This is a genomic window from Vineibacter terrae, assembly GCF_008039615.1.
Taxonomy (GTDB): Bacteria; Pseudomonadota; Alphaproteobacteria; order Reyranellales; family Reyranellaceae; genus Vineibacter; species Vineibacter terrae.
Genome location: NZ_VDUZ01000037.1, coordinates 54,076 through 69,136, shown reverse-complemented (window position 1 = coordinate 69,136; position 15,061 = coordinate 54,076). Strand labels below are relative to the sequence as shown.

Below are 15,061 nucleotides of genomic sequence, written 5' to 3'. Positions count from 1 at the left end.
CGGCACGTGCGCCAACATCGATCAAAACAAGAAGGTGTCCGCTTCGGCGCCGCATCGCGTCGCACTGGCGTGCTGTGCCGCCACCGCATGCTTCCTGATCGGCTGCTCCCCCGGATCGCGCGTGACGCTGCTGTAACCGAGCGACCAATGTCGATGCGTTCCGGCGCGCCGGACGATCTGTGACCCGGCCGCCTTTTTCAAACCGAGGTACTGGCAAATTTCCGGCACTGCTTGATCTGGTCCGGTCCCCGTGATCTGCTCAAGCATAGTGCTTCAATGTCCATGACACGGGCACAGGAGGGGAGTCATGACGGCAATCGTCAGCTGTGGGCGCGCCGCGGCACTGGCTCTGGCCGTCGGGATGAGTCTGTCATCGGCCGCTGTGGCCGATGAAGCAGATGCCAGGAATCGATTGAAGGCGATGTTTGCCTACATGAATGCGCAGACGAACATTGGGTTCCAGTACGATGCCAATCTCGAGGTCGTGACCAAGGATCAGCAGAGGCTCTCTCTGGCAAGTTCGGGGGTAGTCACGCTCGCTCGCCCTGACAAGATTCGGGCCACCCGGTCCGGCGGATTTGTCGATGTCGAAACGGTTTTCGACGGCAAGACCCTGACTGTGCTGGGCAAGAACAAGAACCTGTACGTTCAGGTCGAAACGCCCGGCACGCTGGAACATCTGATCGACGAGCTGAAAGACAAATATCACCGGCCGCTTCCGGCCGCAGATCTGCTTCTTCCCAACGGTTACGACGAGTTGATGCGCGACGTGACCGATGTGAAGGACCTTGGCAGTGGCGTGATCGGCGGCACCGAGTGCGATTTTTTCGCGTTTCGGAGCAAGGAAGTCGACTGGCAGATCTGGATTGCCCAGGGTGATCGTCCCTATCCCTGCCGGTTCGTCATCACCTCCAAGCTCATCACGGGCAACCCCCAGTACAGCATCCAGCCCAGAGACTGGAAGTTTGGGACGGCGGCCGCAGCCGGTGACTTCAGCTTCAAGCCTCCGGCAGGCGCAAGGAAGATCGACATGAAGGAGCTCAGTGAAATGAAGGATATGGGCGAACTGCCCAGCCACTTTGCAATCGAGGGAGGTCGGTGATGAGCAAGGCAGCTAAAATTGGCTTCCTCATGCTTTTCGCGATGATTGCCGTCGGTGTATTGGAGATCGGCAATCAGTTGTCGATCCCAGGCATTCCAAGTGTTGTTTCACGAGCCGAAGCGGTGGTCGGACGTCCGCTTACGCCTGTAAGCGTCGCGGGTGTAGCCCGCCGCACGGCACGTCGCTGCGCGGCCGGTGTGTACAACTGCTGAGATTGGCTGGCATCTATTGGTGTGAAGGACGCCCCGTTTTTAGTGGATTGCTGCAATTGCATGGCGGCGAAGCGCACTACCACAAGGCGCTGGTCATCGCCGAGGCCCGCGAGATGCGCCCCTCGTCGCCCACTGCTACCTCGGTCTCGGGAAGCTGTATCGGCGTACGGACAGGGAGCGGAAGGCGCAGAAGCACCTCACCGCCGCCGCGACGATGTACCGTGAGATGGACATGCTCTACTGGCTGGAGCAGGCAGAGGTGTGGACCGGATGAGACGTTGCTCGGGATGTTCGAGAGCATCAGTTTGCCGCGCGGAAAGGCGGGATACAGGATGCACCGTTCCGACAACCTTGACGCCGTTGGTGACGCCGACGGGACGATTGCCGGCACAGGCTGATCCCGGTTGCCAAGAAGGGGTATATTCGCGGACGGTACCATTTCCGGTCCCGATGCTGCGAAAGCGGGCACGAGCAATCCTCGACGAGGTTCTACGATGAGCCGCTACATGCTGGTTCGCGTCGCCTACAAGTCGCGCGACTACGTGCAAGAGATGCGCGACCTTGCCGACACCGTCGTGACCATCGAAGGAGTTTACCCTGAACAGGATTACAGGCTCGAGTCGTTGCAGATCATCGAATACCGTGTGCCCGCGGATAAGCTCGAGGCTGCTGTTGAACACCTGCGCAACGCCGGCTTTGAGGTCTCATTCGACGAGCCAGTCGCGGATGACAATGTCAGGGAGGACGGTGCCAAGCAGGATCCCGGGGGCTGGCAGGCAGCTCGCGGATCGGCCGCCTCCGATCTGATGAGAGGGACGACTCGTAGCCGATACCTGTGGTTGTTGTCGGGCGCCGAGGCCTCCGGCATCATCCCCGCTGTCGACAATGGACCCGCCAGCAAGGTGACGCTGCAAGGAAGGCTCTCGGCCCTGTCGCTGAACCGGCCATCTGCGCGGCGGCCAATGGGTCTCCCGACTTGCGTCACGTATTCAAGGAATTCCGGACCGTTGGCTTGGACGAGCAGCTTGCCATCGGCCTATAGCGACACGGTGATCGGCAGCAGCGATTTGCTGGTTGCAGATGGCCTCCTCAGCCAGCCCTCGTAGAGGTGGTATCGCTCACTTGATCTCACGCGGGATGATAGCGAACGATTCAAGGTAACGCTTCATGATGTATGGAACACGACTGGAGTAGAAGGGGTGCAGCTTTTCTGACTCCGAAAGCGGGCCTTCGGCATGAATGCGGTAGATATTGTAGTGTCCAACAGTGTGCATGAGGCAGGCAACTGTCGGACGGCCATCGACCTTGTAGTCAAGGACGGCGAAGTCGGCTTTGAAATCGCCATTCGTGATCTGGTATCTCTCCCGCGGCTTGATCTTGTGGTTTTCAAGTGACTGATCGCCGGCCTTCCGTACTATCGCCGGGATTGATTCCTTCGGCGGTGTTATTGTCGTGTTCGTCCAATTGCTTTTGTTGAACCACACGGCGACAGTGAAGAAATAGTCGTTATATTTGACAAGGACGCTGAAATCTTTATGCCCGTCAGATGACGATACTACCCGACTTTCGGGTATGTCCGGGAACTCAATGCGATAGCCAGCAACACCGGATCGATATAGTGTCCAATTTTGTGCCAGCGTGTCGCTCGACCAGGTGAGCAGGCTAAGCAGCATAAGCACCTTGGACATGACGGTCTCCGTCATTAGGGCAACTCCATTGTAGGACTTCTTGGTGCTTGCCGACTACCTGCGCGTGGTGGTTCTGATCTCCGGCGGCGCTTCGTGATGTCACCCCCGTTTCCGGCAGCACCTTGGCGGCGCGCTACGTCCGCATCACTGCGAGCTGAAGAGAACAGTCGCCATGGCTGACGCCCACCGGATCAAGCACGTCGCCTCGCCGCTCGCGCGCCAGACCCTCCTCGATCGCGATCTCACCCGTCCCGTCGCCGGCGGACGCCCGATCCGGCTCCTCCCTTGGGTGCAGGTCGCGAAGATCGGCGGCCGCTCCATCATGGATCGCGGCCATGACGCGATCCTCCCGCTCGTGGACGCGCTGCGGACGTTGTTGCCTGAGCACCGTCTGGTCATCCTGACCGGTGCCGGCACGCTGCCGATCGATCGGGCGCTCCTCAAGGTCATTGCGAACGCGCGACACATCGAGCGCGTGCAGGTCGTGACCGGACTCGTTCCCCGCCGGCTTGCTGCGGCGCTGCGTGGTCAGCACGTCGGGTCGATCATTTATACTGGCGCTCACCCGGCCTGAGCTCACAATCGCCGGCGGAACGGGCTCGCGCCTCATTCTTCGGCGCGAGCCCGAGTGAACCGCTCGGTGCCAAGCGAATGTCGTGTTTTGTACCGGTTGTATGCCGATCTGAAGTCACATATATTAGTTGACATTAGATGCGTTCCCGCCGCCGGGGCTAACGGGCGTTTCGCCTGCCCGGCCGTCACAGGGCAAAGCCGCCGCCGGGCTTCATGCGGGCGTCTTCGCCGGTTGCTGACGTCAAGCAACACCGTTCCACTATCCTCGGGTGTGCCCATGAGCGCGCACGATTTCGCCAGCCTGACGCATGCTGATCACGGCACGCCGCTGCGCTGGTGGCATTACACCGACAGCTTCGCCGTCGCCGGCTTCCGCGGCCGCGACGGCCGCAAGCGCATCGCGATGGCGGTGCGCACCGGCGCGCAGTGCTACTGGCACGAGCCGCTGGCGCCGCTGCCGCTCTACGGCGCCGCCGACCTGCAGGCGCGGCCTGCGGCGCCGGTGCTGGTGGTACAAAACGAGGTGATCGCGGATGGCGCGCGGGCGTTGTTCCCGGACCATGTCTGCATCGCCTGGGCTGGTGGCTGCGGCGCGGTCGACAAGGCCGATATCGTGCCGCTGCGCGGCCGCGACGTGGTGGCGTGGCCGGACGACGATGCCGGCGCCACGGCCATGGCGCGGCTGCAGGTGCGGCTGCGGGGCTGGGCGCATCACGTCGCGCTCATCGCCGCGCCGCGCGCCTGGCCGGCGCCGTGGCATGGCGACGACCCACCGAAGCTGCCCGAGGCGGCCGTCGAGACGCTGCGGCGCCAGCTGCGCGAGGCCCTGCCTGACGTTGCTGCGGACCCACCGTCATCCCGAGCGCAGCGAGGGATCTCCTGCGGCAAGGCGCACGATGCGCCATTCGCGGGAGATCCCTCGCTGCGCTCGGGATGACGGAGTGCTACGCCGCGCGGCTCACCAGGCGCATCTGCTCGTCGAGGTCGTCGGCGATGAAGTGGCGCACGATCTCGTCGAGGTCGCGATCGGTCTCGAAGCCGAGCCGGCGGGCGCGGGCACCGTCGATGCCCTGCGGCCAGCCATCGCAGATCCGCTGGATCATGGGATCGTGCTGCCAGGTCACGGTGCCGGTGCGGCGGTTGCCGGCGTGGCGCTGCATCGCCGCTTCCAGCTCGCGCGCCGTGACGTTGATGCCGTTGAGCAGCAGGGTGCGGCCGGGGCCGAAGGCGTCGACCTCGAGGTTGTGGGCGCGCACGAAGGCGTCGACGGTGCGGCGCGGGCTGAGCACGGCCATCACGGTCTGCGGCGTCACCGGGCAGACGACGTCGACGCCGGTCAGCGGCTCGCGCACGATCGAGCTGGCCCAGGTCGAGGCTGCCTTGTTGGGCGCGCCGGTGCGCACGCAGATCGTGGGCAGGCGGATGGCGGTGCCGCGCAGGTAGCCCTTGCGGGTGTAGTCGCGCACCAGGAACTCGCCGATCGATTTCTGCGCCCCGTACGAGGTCTGCGGCGTGAGCGGCGTGTCGTCGGTGACGGCGGGCGGCAGGTCGCCGCCATAGGCCGCCAGCGAGGACGTGAAGATCATGCGCGGCGCCGTGCCCAGGGCCCGGCAGGCCTCCAGCACGTAGCGCGTGCCGTCGAGGTTGACCTTGTAGCCCAGGTCGAAATCGGCTTCGGCGCCGGCGCTGACCACGGCGGCGAAATGGAAGACGGTGGAGGCGCCTTGCATGATGGATTGCACGGTGGCGAAGTTGGCGATGTCGCCGGCCAGCGCATGCACGCGCGGATCGTCCAGCCCCGGCCCGCTGGCCGGCACGACGTCGAACAGCGTCAGCTCGCGGACCTGCTCGGGCTGCCCCGACGGTCCCAGCAGCTCGGCGCCCTCCAGGATGCGGCGCGCCAGCTTCTTGCCGAGGAAGCCCGCGCCGCCGGTGATCACGACCTTCATGGTTTTCCTCCCGCGTTCTTCTTTCCCTCTCCCGCATGCGGGAGAGGGCGGGGCCCACGCGCAGCGTGGGAGGGTGAGGGGGCAAAGACAAGATGCCGTGCGTGAAGCCCTCACCTCGGTATGCCGGCCGACGGCCGGCATACCTGTCCGAACGCTTCGCGTTCGTCGACCTCTCCCGCTTGCGGGAGAGGTGGGTGTTACTTCTTCTCGCTGCCGCCGGTCATGTCCAGCGTCACCTGGTCGGCGACGATGATGTAGGTCACCGATCCGTCGGACGCCTTGTAGGTCCATTTCTCGATCGGCCCGACCTTGTCGACGCCGGTGGGCTTGCCCAGCGCCTTCTCCAGGTCGGCCTTGGTCTTGGCACCCTCGCCCTTCTTCAGGATCTCGGCCTTGCTCGGCGTGCTGTCGCAGCCGGCCAAGGCCAGGATCGCCACACCCGCGGCGATGAAAAGACGACGCTCGATCATTGCGCTCCTTGGCCCTCAGGCCGCCTGCTTGATCGCCTTGCCGAAGATGTCGATGATCTCGTCGATCTGGTTCTTCTCGACGATCAGCGGCGGCGACATCGCCAGGGTATCCGCCGACTGGCGCACCAGCAAGCCCAGCTCGAAGGCCTTGACGAAGGCGGCGTAGCCGCGTGCGCCGACGGCGCCCGGCTTGCTCTCCAGGTCGATGCCCGCCGCCAGGCCCAGGTTGCGGATGTCGGTGACGCCCGGCGCCGACTTCAGCGAGTGCACGCCGTCCTCCCAGTACGGTGCCAGCTCGGCGGCGCGCTGGAAGAGGCCGTCGTTCTTGTAGATGTCCAGCACCGCGCTGGCGGCGGCGCAGGCCAGCGGGTGCGCCGAGTAGGTGTAGCCGTGGAACAGCTCGATGGCGTTCTCCGGCCCGGTCATCAGCCCTTCATAGACATGCTTGCGCACGAAGACGCCGCCCATCGGCACCGTGGCGTTGCTGATGCCCTTGGCCACCGTCATCAGGTCGGGGATGACGCCGAAGTACTCGGCGGCGAACGCGGCGCCCAGGCGGCCGAAGCCGGTGATCACCTCGTCGAAGATCAGCAGGATGCCGTGCTTGGTGCAGATCTCCCGCAGCCGCTGCAGGTAGCCCTTGGGCGGCGGCAGGTAGCCGGTCGAGCCGGCGCAGGGCTCGACGATCACGGCGGCGATGGTCGAGGCGTCATGCAGCGCCACGATGCGCTCCAGCTCGTCGGCGAGCTCGGCGCCGTGCTCGGGCAGGCCGCGCGAGAAGGCGTTCCTGGCCGGCAGGTGCGTGTGCGGCAGGTGGTCGACGCCCGGCAGCAGGCTGCCGAAGAACTTGCGGTTGTTGGCCATGCCGCCGACCGAGATGCCGCCGAAGCCGACGCCATGGTAGCCGCGCTCGCGGCCGATCAGGCGGGTGCGCGTGCCCTCCCCGCGGGCGCGCTGGTAGGCCAGCGCGATCTTGAGCGCGCTGTCGACGGCCTCGGAGCCGGAGTTGCAGTAGAACGCATGGTCGAGGTCGCCCGGCAGCATGGCGGCGTGGCGCGCCGCCAGCTCGAACGCCTTGGGATGGCCCATCTGGAAGGTGGGCGCGTAGTCCATCTCCTCCAGCTGCGCGGCGATGGCCTGCTTGATCTCCTCGCGGCCATGGCCGGCGTTGACGCACCACAGGCCGGCCGTGCCGTCGATCACCTTGCGGCCCTCGGGGGTCCAGTAGTGGACACCCTTGGCCTTGGCCAGCAGCCGCGGGTTCTTCTTGAACTGCCGGTTGGCCGTGAACGGCATGAAGAACGCTTCGAGATTGTTGGCGGCTGGCGCAGTGCTGGCAGTCATCGACGGAGTCTTTCGGTTGGAGGCAAACGGCGGGTGGACCCTAGCATATATCCTCCCCCACGCAGTGGGGGAGGTGGCCGGAGGCCGGAGGGGGACCCGACGTGGTCTCAGTTGCAAGGACCTCGTCGTCTCCCCTCCGCCCCCTTCGGGGGCACCTCCCCAGCTTTCGCTGGGGAGGAAGTTCTAAGCCGCGAGCGGGCGCGAGCCGCCGAGCAGCGGGCCCAGGCTCTCGATCACGGCGGGATGGATCAGCCGCCCGCGCTGCACGTTGAGGCCGGCGCGCAGATGCGGATCCTCGTCCAGCGCCGCCAGACCCTTGGCGGCCAGCCGCAGGCCGAACGGCAAGGTGGCGTGGTTCAGGGCGTGGCTCGACGTCAGCGGCACGGCGCCGGGCATGTTGGCGACGCAGTAATGGATGATGCCGTCGACGACATAGGTCGGATCGGCATGGGTCGTGGGCCGCGAGGTCTCGAAGCAGCCGCCCTGGTCGATGGCGACGTCGACGATCACCGTGCCGGGCTTCATCATCGCCAGCATGGGGCGCGTGACGATCCTGGGGGCCTTGGCGCCTGGCACCAGCACGGCGCCGATCACCACGTCGGCGGCGCGCAGCTCGTGCTCGATCGCTTCGGCATGCGAGTAGCGCGTGCGCACGCGGCCGCCGAGCACCTCGTCCAGCACGCGCAGGCGCGGCAGCGAGCGGTCCAGGATGGTGGTCTCGGCGCCCAGCCCGATGGCCATGCGCGCGGCATGGATGCCCACCGTGCCGCCGCCGATGATCACGACGCGCGCCGGCGGCACGCCGGGCACGCCGCCCAGCAGCAGGCCGCGGCCGCCGGTATGGCGGCGCAGCGCCAGCGCCGCCGCCTCGATCGACAGGCGCCCGGCCACCTCGCTCATCGGCACCAGCAGCGGCAGGCCGCCCTGGGCGTCGGTCACGGTCTCATAGGCGATGGCGGTGCAGCCCGAGGCGATCAGGCCGCGTGTCTGCTCGAGGTCCGATGCCAGGTGCAGGTAGGTGAACAGGATCTGGTCCGCGCGCAGCTGCGTCCATTCCGACGGCTGCGGCTCCTTCACCTTGACGATCATCTCGGCGGCGGCGAACACCTCGGGCGCGGTCGCGACGATGCGCGCGCCTGCCGCGCGGTAGTCGTCGTCGCCGGCGGCGATGCCGGCGCCGGCCTGGGCCTCGACCAGCACCTCGTGGCCCATGGCCACATACTCGCGCACCGAAGCGGGCGTCAGGCCCACCCGGTACTCGTGAACCTTGATCTCCTTCGGCACACCGATACGCATGGGGCCCTCCCTGGGCAGTATCCGACATGTACCTGCATACGGAGTTGCGTTCCCCGAAAAGTCCGTGCGATCCGCATGGCGCGACGCACGAATCCTGCGCAAAATGAAGGTCTGATGATGGAAGCGAGCGCATGAGCATCGATCGCATTGATATTGCCCTGCTGGCGGCGTTGACCCGCAATGCCCGCGCCACGCATGTCGAGCTTGCCGAGCAGGTCGGGCTGTCGAGCACGGCCTGCGCGCGGCGGCTGAAGCTCCTGGAGGAGAACGGCCTGATCACCGGCTATCACGCCACGCTGGGCCTCAAGCAGCTGGGCTTCTCGACCACGGTGATCGTGCGCATCACGCTCGACAGCCAGAGCGAGGAGGCGCTGAACGCCTTCGAGAAGGCGGTGGCGCGCTGCCCTTCGGTGGTGCACTGCCTCTTGATGTCGGGCGACGACGACTACCTGCTGACCGTGCTGGCGCGCGACATCGAGGATTTCGAACACATCCACAAGGGCCAGCTCTCGACCCTGCCGCGTGTGGCGCGCATCCACTCCAGCTTCGCGATCCGCGAAGTGACCAACCGTCCGGTGCCGCCGACCGCCATCGAGCACCTGCGCCGCGCAGCGCGATAGGGCCATGACGAACGCTTGGTCGGGCCGCGGCGCTCCAGCGCCGCTCTTCATGACCTTGGTCATGACCCAAGAGCAGCATGAGCATGGGCGGCGCTGGAGCGCCGCGGCCCGACCGGCGTGTGTCGGGCTATCGCGATGGCGGCGCCTTGAAGATGCCGCTGGCGCGCACGATGCGCTGGCCGTCGGCCGAGACGTGGCAGTTGGCGAAGGCCAGCGATCCTTTGGCCTTCTGGATGTCGGCGCGCGCCTCGACCCACTGGCCGAGCTGCGCGGCGCCGGCGAAGTCGGCGGTGAGGTTTACGGTCAAGAGCCCACGTTGTTCGGCGGCTCTGCCCAGGGCGTAGCCCAGCACCAGGTCGGCCAGCGTGACCAGCAGGCCGCCATGGGCGAAGCCGCGGCGGTTGCAGTGGCGCGCCTCGATGCGCAGGCCGAGGATCAGGTCGCCCTCTTCCGTCGACCCCTCGTACAGCGGGCCGACGGCGTCGAGGAAGGCGCTGGAGTAGGCGAAGGGCTGGAAGCCGGCAGGTATGTCGCTCATGGCCACGACATCACGCCCGCCGGCCGCCGCGGGCAACCGCAGCGATGGCAACGCCGCTTGCGCCGCACGCAACCGAAGCGCGGCTGTCATCGTGTGAACGGCTGTCATCCCGAGCACAGCGAGAGGTCTCCCGTGAATGGCCCACGGTGCGTCTTGCCGCAGGAGATCCCTCGCTACGCTCGGGATGACATGTGCGCCTGCGCCTTGAGCCAGCGGCGCACGGCGGTGACGCCGCGCGAGCGCGCGTCGCGGGCGCGATGCAGCAGCCACCAGCTTTCATGCGGCACGAACGACGTGTCGAACGGCTCGACCAGGCGGCCGTCGTCGAGATACGGCTGCACGAGGTCGTCGAAGGCCAGCGCGACGCCCAGGCCGCCGGCGGCGGCCTCGTACAGCAGGTGCAGGCCGTCGAAGCGCAGCGTGCGCACCGGCCGGAAGGGCGGCAGCCCGGCCTCGGCGCACCAGCGGCGCCAGAAGCCGCGCGGCTGCGAGACGCCGAGCAGGGCATGCTGGCGCAGGTCCTGCGGCGCCTTGAGCCGCAGCCGCGGCGCGCAGACCGGCCGGCAGCGCATCGGCAGCAGCCGTTCGGCCGACCAGCCCGGCCAGTCGCCGGTGCCGATGGCGACGGCCATGTCGATGTCGCCGCGTCCCGCTTCCGGCGCGCGCTGGGCCGTGGCGATGCGCAGGTCGATCGTCGGATGAGCCGCGGCGAAGGCGGCCAGGCGCGGCAGCAGCCACAGGGCGGCGAAGGACGGCAGCACGCACAGCGTCAGCCGGGCGCCCGGCGCCGCCGGCTGCAGGCTGGCGCCGGCGGCCCGCAGCGCGTCGATCGCCGGTGCGATCGCGGCGAGATAGCGCTCGCCCGCGGCGGTCAGGCGCAGCGCGCGGTTGAGGCGGTGGAACAGGCGCACGCCCAGCGCGGCCTCCAGGGCCGCGACGCGGCGGCTGATCGCCGAGGTGGTGAGGTTGAGCTCGCGCGCCGCCGTGGTGAAGCTCTGCGTGCGCGCCGCCGCCGCGAACGCCTCGATGGCGCCCAGCGGCGGCAGGCGTGCGGCCATGGGATGTCAGGCGTTGACGTCGACCACGACGCGGCCGCGGACCTGGCCCTTCAGGATCTGCGGCGCCAGACCCGGCAGGTCGTCCAGCCTGGCGTCGACGACCATGGCGTCGAGCTTTTCCAGCGGCAGGTCGGTGGCCAGCCGCGTCCAGGCCTCCAGCCGCGGCGTCATGGGCAGCATCACCGAATCGATGCCGCACACCGTGATGCCGCGCAGGATGAAGGGCACGATGCTGCCGGGGAAGGACGCGCCGCCCGCCAGTCCGCAGACCGCAGCCGCGCCGCCGTACTTCACCATCGCCAGGGCGCGCGCGAACATCACGCCGGAGACCGTGTCGACCACGCCGGCGAAGCGCTCGCTGAGCAGCGGCCGGTCGGGCGCCTCGGTGAGCTCCTTGCGCTCCATGATCGCGGCCGCGCCGAGGCCTTTGAGGTAGTCGGCTTCCTGCGGCCGGCCGGTGGCCGCCACCACCTGGTAGCCGAGCTTGGCCAGGATCGCGACCGCGACGCTGCCGACGCCGCCGGCGGCGCCGGTCACCAGCACCTCGCCGCGGGCCGGCGTGACGCCGTGCTTCTCCAGCGCCAGCACGCACAGCATGGCGGTGTAGCCGGCGGTGCCGATCGCCATGGCGCGCTTGGCGGAGATCGCCTGGGGCAGCTTGACCAGCCAGTCGCCCTTGACGCGGGCGCGGCTGGCGTAGCCGCCCCAGTGCAGCTCGCCGACGCGGTAGCCGTTGAGCACCACGCGGTCGCCGGCCCTGAAGGCGGGGTTGTCGGACGAGAAGACCGTGCCCGCGAGATCGATGCCGCCGACATGCGGCCACGTCTTCACCAGGCCGCCGCCGCTGGTCAGCACCAGGCCGTCCTTGTAGTTCAGGGTCGAGTAGTCGACCGCCACCGTGACATCGCCCGTCGGCAGGCGGCTGTCGTCGAGCGTCTGGATCGTGCTCGTGACCTTGCGGTCGGCTCCCTGCTCGGACAGCAGCGCGCGAAACGTGCCCATGGATCATCCTTCCTTGCTGAGCGTATCGACGAAACGGATGGGTGTGCCGATGGGCCGGCCGAGCAGCTCGCCATCGCGCATCACCACGTTGCCGCGAATGATGGTGGCCATCGGCCAGCCGGTCACGGTCATGCCGGCGAACGGCGTCCAGCCCGACTTGGTGGCCATCCACGCATCGGTGATCTCGCGCCTGGCGCCGAGATCCACCAAGGTCAGGTCGGCGTCGTAGCCCAGCGCGATGCGGCCCTTGGCGGCCAGCCCGAAGATGCGCGCGGCGCCGGCCGATGTCAGGTCGACCAGCCGCGCCAGCGACAGGCGGCCAGCGTTCAGGTGGTCGAGCAGCAGCGGCAGCAGGGTCTGCACGCCGGGCATGCCCGACGGCGAGTCGGGATAGGGCTTGGCTTTCTCCTCGCGCGTGTGCGGCGCGTGGTCGGAGCCGATCACGTCGACCGTGCCGTCGCGCACCGCCCGCCACAGGCCCTCGCGATGGCGGGCCTCGCGGATCGGTGGGTTCATCTGCGCCAGGGTGCCCAGCCGGTCGTAGCAATCGGGCGCCGCCAGCGTCAGATGCTGCGGCGTCGCCTCGACCGTGGCGACGTCCTTGTGGTCGCGCAGGAACAGCATCTCGTCCTCGGTCGTGACGTGCAGCACGTGCACGCGCCGGCCGTGCTTGCGCGCCAGGCGGATCAGGCGCTGGGTGGCCATCAGGGCCGACTCCATGTCGCGCACGACGGGATGCAGGTGCGGCGTGACGCCCGGCTTCTGGGCCAGCGCCTTGCGCGCGTTCATGCGCGCCTCGTCCTCGCAATGCACCGCCATGCGGCGCGTGCCGTGCGCCAGGATGCGGTCCAGCGTCGCGTCGTCGGGCACCAGCAGGGTGCCGGTGGAGGCGCCCATGAACACCTTGACGCCGCAGCAGCCCGGCAGGCGCTCCAGGACCGGCAGCTGCTCGACGTTCTCGGCCGAGCCGCCCATGTAGAAGGCGTGGTCGCACCAGGCGCGGCCGCGCGCCAGCGTGAGCTTGGCCTGCAGGTCGTCGGCGGTGAGCGTGCTGGGCTTGGTGTTGGGCATCTCGAAGACGGCGGTGACGCCGCCCAGCACGGCGCCGCGCGTGCCGCTCTCGAGATCCTCCTTGTGCTCCAGCCCGGGCTCGCGGAAATGCACCTGGGTGTCGATCACCCCGGGCAGGACGGTGAGGCCGGCGGCGTCGATGACGGTGCCGGCCGACGCCGTGCCCAGGTCGCCCAGGGCCGCGAAGCGGCCGCCGTGCACGCCGATATCGGCCGGCACCAGCCCGGCCGTGGTCCAGGCCTGCCCGCCGCGCACGATGAGGTCAAAAGTCTCGGCCATCGGCATCTCCTTGCGGGCCTTGTAGCCACCCCTTGCGGCCAGGGCTATCACCTATGGCGCATCGTGGCGTTGCCGCCATCCGCTGCCCCTTGTGTGGGATGCCACCCTTCACCACTTCGGGGTATAGTGTGCCCGGATCAAGGCAAGAACGACCATGAGCGCGTTGAGGTTTTCCACTGTTGTGCATCGGGGCGCGCTGCGCATCGAAGGACAGGACCGGGTCCCCTTCCTGCAGGGCCTGATCTCCAACGATGTCACCCGCGTGTCGCCGACGCAGGCGATCTATGCCGCGCTGCTGACGCCGCAGGGCCGCTTCCTGTGGGATATGTTCGTCACCGCCACCGGCGACGCGCTGCTGCTGGATGTCGAGCGCGACCGCGCCGCCGAGCTGATGAAGAAGCTCGCGCTCTACAAGCTGCGCGCCAAGGTGGTGCTGCAGAACCCGGGCGAGGGCATCGAGATCGTCGTCGCCTATGGCGAGGGGGCGGCCGCGGCTCTGGGCCTGCCGGCGACGTCCGGCGCGGCCCGCGCCATCGACGATGCCATCGCCTATGTCGATCCGCGGCTGCCGGCGCTGGGCGTGCGCCTGATCGCGCCGGATGGCCATGCCGCGGCGCTGCTGGCGGCGGAAGGCTTCGCGGCGGCGCCGTTCGACGACTACGAGTCCCTGCGCCTGGCGCTGGGCGTGCCCGACGGCAGCCGCGACCTGCCGGTGGACAAGGCGCTGCTCCTGGAGAACGGCTTCGACGAGCTCAACGGCGTCGACTGGGCCAAGGGCTGCTACATGGGCCAGGAGCTGACGGCGCGCACCAAGTACCGCGCCCTGATCCGCAAGCGGCTGCTGCCGGTGACGGTCGAGGGTCCGCTGCCGGCCGCCGGCACGCCGGTGATGCTGGGCGACCAGGAGGCCGGCGAGATGCGCTCCGGCGCGGCCGGCCATGCGCTGGCGCTGCTGCGCCTGGAGGCGGTCGACAAGGCGGCGGCCGGTGCCGGCGCGCTCAAGGCGGGCGATGCCCTGCTGACGCCGCAGATCCCCGACTGGCTGCGGCGGCCCGAGCCGGCGCCCTAGCGCTGGAAGATGCGGCTGGCGCGCCAGGCCAGCAGGAACAGGATGCCCAGCGCCGGCCACTGGAACCAGAAGTGGCCGCGGCCGGTCAGCAGGTTGATCGCCAGCAGCAGGGCGATGATCGCGCCGCTGCGCATGGCGTCGGCGTAGAAGCGCTGCCAGCGCTCGTCGCGGCCCGGCGCCGGGCGGCCCGGTGCCGGAAAGCTCGCGTCGGGCGCCGGCGCGACGGGCGGGTCGGCCGACGGCGTCGACGCGGCGCCGGGCTGCAGCAGCACGCGGTAGGTCGGCACCTGGGCGGCGATGTTCTTCACCGATTGCGGGCCGAGATAGTCGAAGCCCAGGGTGAGCTTGTCCTTGACCTGGTCGAACACGGTGCCGGCGATCAGGATGCCGCCGGGCTCGGCCATCGACTGCAGGCGCGCGGCGATGTTCACGCCGTCGCCGTAGAGATCGCCGCTCTCCACCATCACGTCGCCGAGGTTGATGCCGATGCGGAACCGCATCTGGCGGTCGGGTGCCAGGGTGGCATTGCGCTCGGCCAGCGCCCGCTGGATCGCGACACCGCATTCGACCGCTTGCACGACGCTGGCGAATTCAGCCAGCAGGCCGTCGCCGGCCGTGCTGACCACGCGGCCGCGATGGTCGGCGATCATCGCGGTCATCACCTCGCGGTAGGTCTTCAGGGTCGCGAACGTGCCCGGCTCGTCGGCGGCCATCATGCGGCTGTAGCCGGCGACATCGGCGGAGAGGATAGTGGTCAGCTTGCGTTCGATCGACGCGGCCATGGCCTGTC

General features: G+C 68.3%; 18 protein-coding genes. 7 read left to right on the top strand and 11 right to left on the bottom strand.

Features of this window, described 5'->3' with window-relative positions:
* Positions 1–21 precede the first annotated feature (21 nt).
* On the bottom strand, positions 22–267 hold the full coding sequence (locus FHP25_RS27700; RefSeq protein WP_147850226.1) for a hypothetical protein: 246 nt from the start codon (positions 265–267) through the stop codon (positions 22–24).
* A gap of 40 nt (positions 268–307) precedes the next feature.
* Between FHP25_RS27700 and FHP25_RS27695 the strand changes: the two genes are divergently transcribed.
* The 3 genes from FHP25_RS27695 (at position 308) to FHP25_RS27685 (ending at position 2,420) form a co-directional block, all read left to right on the top strand.
* Positions 308–1,102 carry a DUF2092 domain-containing protein gene (locus tag FHP25_RS27695; RefSeq protein WP_147850225.1) on the top strand — a complete coding sequence of 265 codons (795 nt, stop codon included), beginning with the start codon at positions 308–310 and terminating at the stop codon, positions 1,100–1,102.
* Positions 1,102–1,314 (top strand): hypothetical protein, encoded by a 213-nt coding sequence (locus FHP25_RS27690; protein ID WP_147850224.1) that lies wholly within the window; start codon positions 1,102–1,104, stop codon positions 1,312–1,314. Before FHP25_RS27695 ends, FHP25_RS27690 begins: the two co-directional genes overlap by 1 nt.
* A gap of 494 nt (positions 1,315–1,808) precedes the next feature.
* Entirely contained in the window at positions 1,809–2,420 is a 612-nt protein-coding gene (locus FHP25_RS27685) for a hypothetical protein (RefSeq protein ID WP_147850223.1), read from the top strand.
* A 12-nt stretch (positions 2,421–2,432) separates the two neighbouring features.
* Here FHP25_RS27685 and FHP25_RS27680 read toward each other — a convergent pair whose 3' ends face one another.
* Positions 2,433–3,002, bottom strand: a complete 570-nt coding sequence (locus FHP25_RS27680; RefSeq protein WP_147850222.1) for a hypothetical protein — start codon at positions 3,000–3,002, stop codon at positions 2,433–2,435.
* Positions 3,003–3,174: 172 nt separating this feature from the next.
* Between FHP25_RS27680 and FHP25_RS27675 the strand changes: the two genes are divergently transcribed.
* Positions 3,175–3,576 (top strand): amino acid kinase family protein, encoded by a 402-nt coding sequence (locus FHP25_RS27675; RefSeq protein ID WP_147850221.1) that lies wholly within the window; start codon positions 3,175–3,177, stop codon positions 3,574–3,576.
* A 276-nt stretch (positions 3,577–3,852) separates the two neighbouring features.
* On the top strand, positions 3,853–4,512 hold the full coding sequence (locus FHP25_RS27670; protein ID WP_147850220.1) for a hypothetical protein: 660 nt from the start codon (positions 3,853–3,855) through the stop codon (positions 4,510–4,512).
* Between the two features lie 7 nt (positions 4,513–4,519).
* Here the strand turns inward: FHP25_RS27670 and denD are convergent, their stop codons facing one another.
* The 4 genes from denD to ald form a co-directional block, all read right to left on the bottom strand.
* The gene (gene denD, locus FHP25_RS27665; protein ID WP_147850219.1) at positions 4,520–5,524 is read right to left on the bottom strand and encodes a D-erythronate dehydrogenase; all 1,005 of its coding nucleotides are present in this window, start codon (positions 5,522–5,524) and stop codon (positions 4,520–4,522) included.
* A 197-nt stretch (positions 5,525–5,721) separates the two neighbouring features.
* Positions 5,722–5,994, bottom strand: a complete 273-nt coding sequence (locus FHP25_RS27660) for a hypothetical protein (RefSeq protein WP_231712500.1) — start codon at positions 5,992–5,994, stop codon at positions 5,722–5,724.
* Positions 5,995–6,009: 15 nt separating this feature from the next.
* Positions 6,010–7,338: an aspartate aminotransferase family protein gene (locus tag FHP25_RS27655; RefSeq protein WP_147850218.1), complete on the bottom strand. Its 1,329-nt coding sequence runs from the start codon at positions 7,336–7,338 to the stop codon at positions 6,010–6,012.
* 183 nt (positions 7,339–7,521) lie between these two features.
* Positions 7,522–8,634 carry an alanine dehydrogenase gene (gene ald, locus FHP25_RS27650; RefSeq protein ID WP_147850217.1) on the bottom strand — a complete coding sequence of 371 codons (1,113 nt, stop codon included), beginning with the start codon at positions 8,632–8,634 and terminating at the stop codon, positions 7,522–7,524.
* A gap of 131 nt (positions 8,635–8,765) precedes the next feature.
* Here ald and FHP25_RS27645 point away from each other — a divergent pair, with 131 nt between their 5' ends.
* On the top strand, positions 8,766–9,254 hold the full coding sequence (locus FHP25_RS27645; RefSeq protein WP_147850216.1) for an Lrp/AsnC family transcriptional regulator: 489 nt from the start codon (positions 8,766–8,768) through the stop codon (positions 9,252–9,254).
* Positions 9,255–9,381: 127 nt separating this feature from the next.
* Here FHP25_RS27645 and FHP25_RS27640 read toward each other — a convergent pair whose 3' ends face one another.
* From FHP25_RS27640 to FHP25_RS27625, 4 genes are all read right to left on the bottom strand, one after another.
* Entirely contained in the window at positions 9,382–9,792 is a 411-nt protein-coding gene (locus FHP25_RS27640) for a PaaI family thioesterase (RefSeq protein ID WP_178133824.1), read from the bottom strand.
* Between the two features lie 173 nt (positions 9,793–9,965).
* On the bottom strand, positions 9,966–10,850 hold the full coding sequence (locus FHP25_RS27635) for a LysR substrate-binding domain-containing protein (protein ID WP_147850214.1): 885 nt from the start codon (positions 10,848–10,850) through the stop codon (positions 9,966–9,968).
* Positions 10,851–10,856: 6 nt separating this feature from the next.
* On the bottom strand, positions 10,857–11,852 hold the full coding sequence (gene acuI, locus FHP25_RS27630; protein WP_147850213.1) for an acrylyl-CoA reductase (NADPH): 996 nt from the start codon (positions 11,850–11,852) through the stop codon (positions 10,857–10,859).
* 3 nt (positions 11,853–11,855) lie between these two features.
* Entirely contained in the window at positions 11,856–13,202 is a 1,347-nt protein-coding gene (locus FHP25_RS27625; RefSeq protein ID WP_147850212.1) for a dihydroorotase, read from the bottom strand.
* A 154-nt stretch (positions 13,203–13,356) separates the two neighbouring features.
* Here FHP25_RS27625 and ygfZ point away from each other — a divergent pair, with 154 nt between their 5' ends.
* A complete protein-coding gene (gene ygfZ / locus FHP25_RS27620) occupies positions 13,357–14,271 on the top strand; it encodes a CAF17-like 4Fe-4S cluster assembly/insertion protein YgfZ (protein ID WP_147850211.1) in 915 nt (304 codons plus the stop codon).
* Here the strand turns inward: ygfZ and FHP25_RS27615 are convergent.
* Positions 14,268–15,053, bottom strand: a complete 786-nt coding sequence (locus FHP25_RS27615) for an adenylate/guanylate cyclase domain-containing protein (RefSeq protein WP_147850210.1) — start codon at positions 15,051–15,053, stop codon at positions 14,268–14,270. The genes ygfZ and FHP25_RS27615 overlap by 4 nt on opposite strands.
* Positions 15,054–15,061 lie beyond the last annotated feature (8 nt).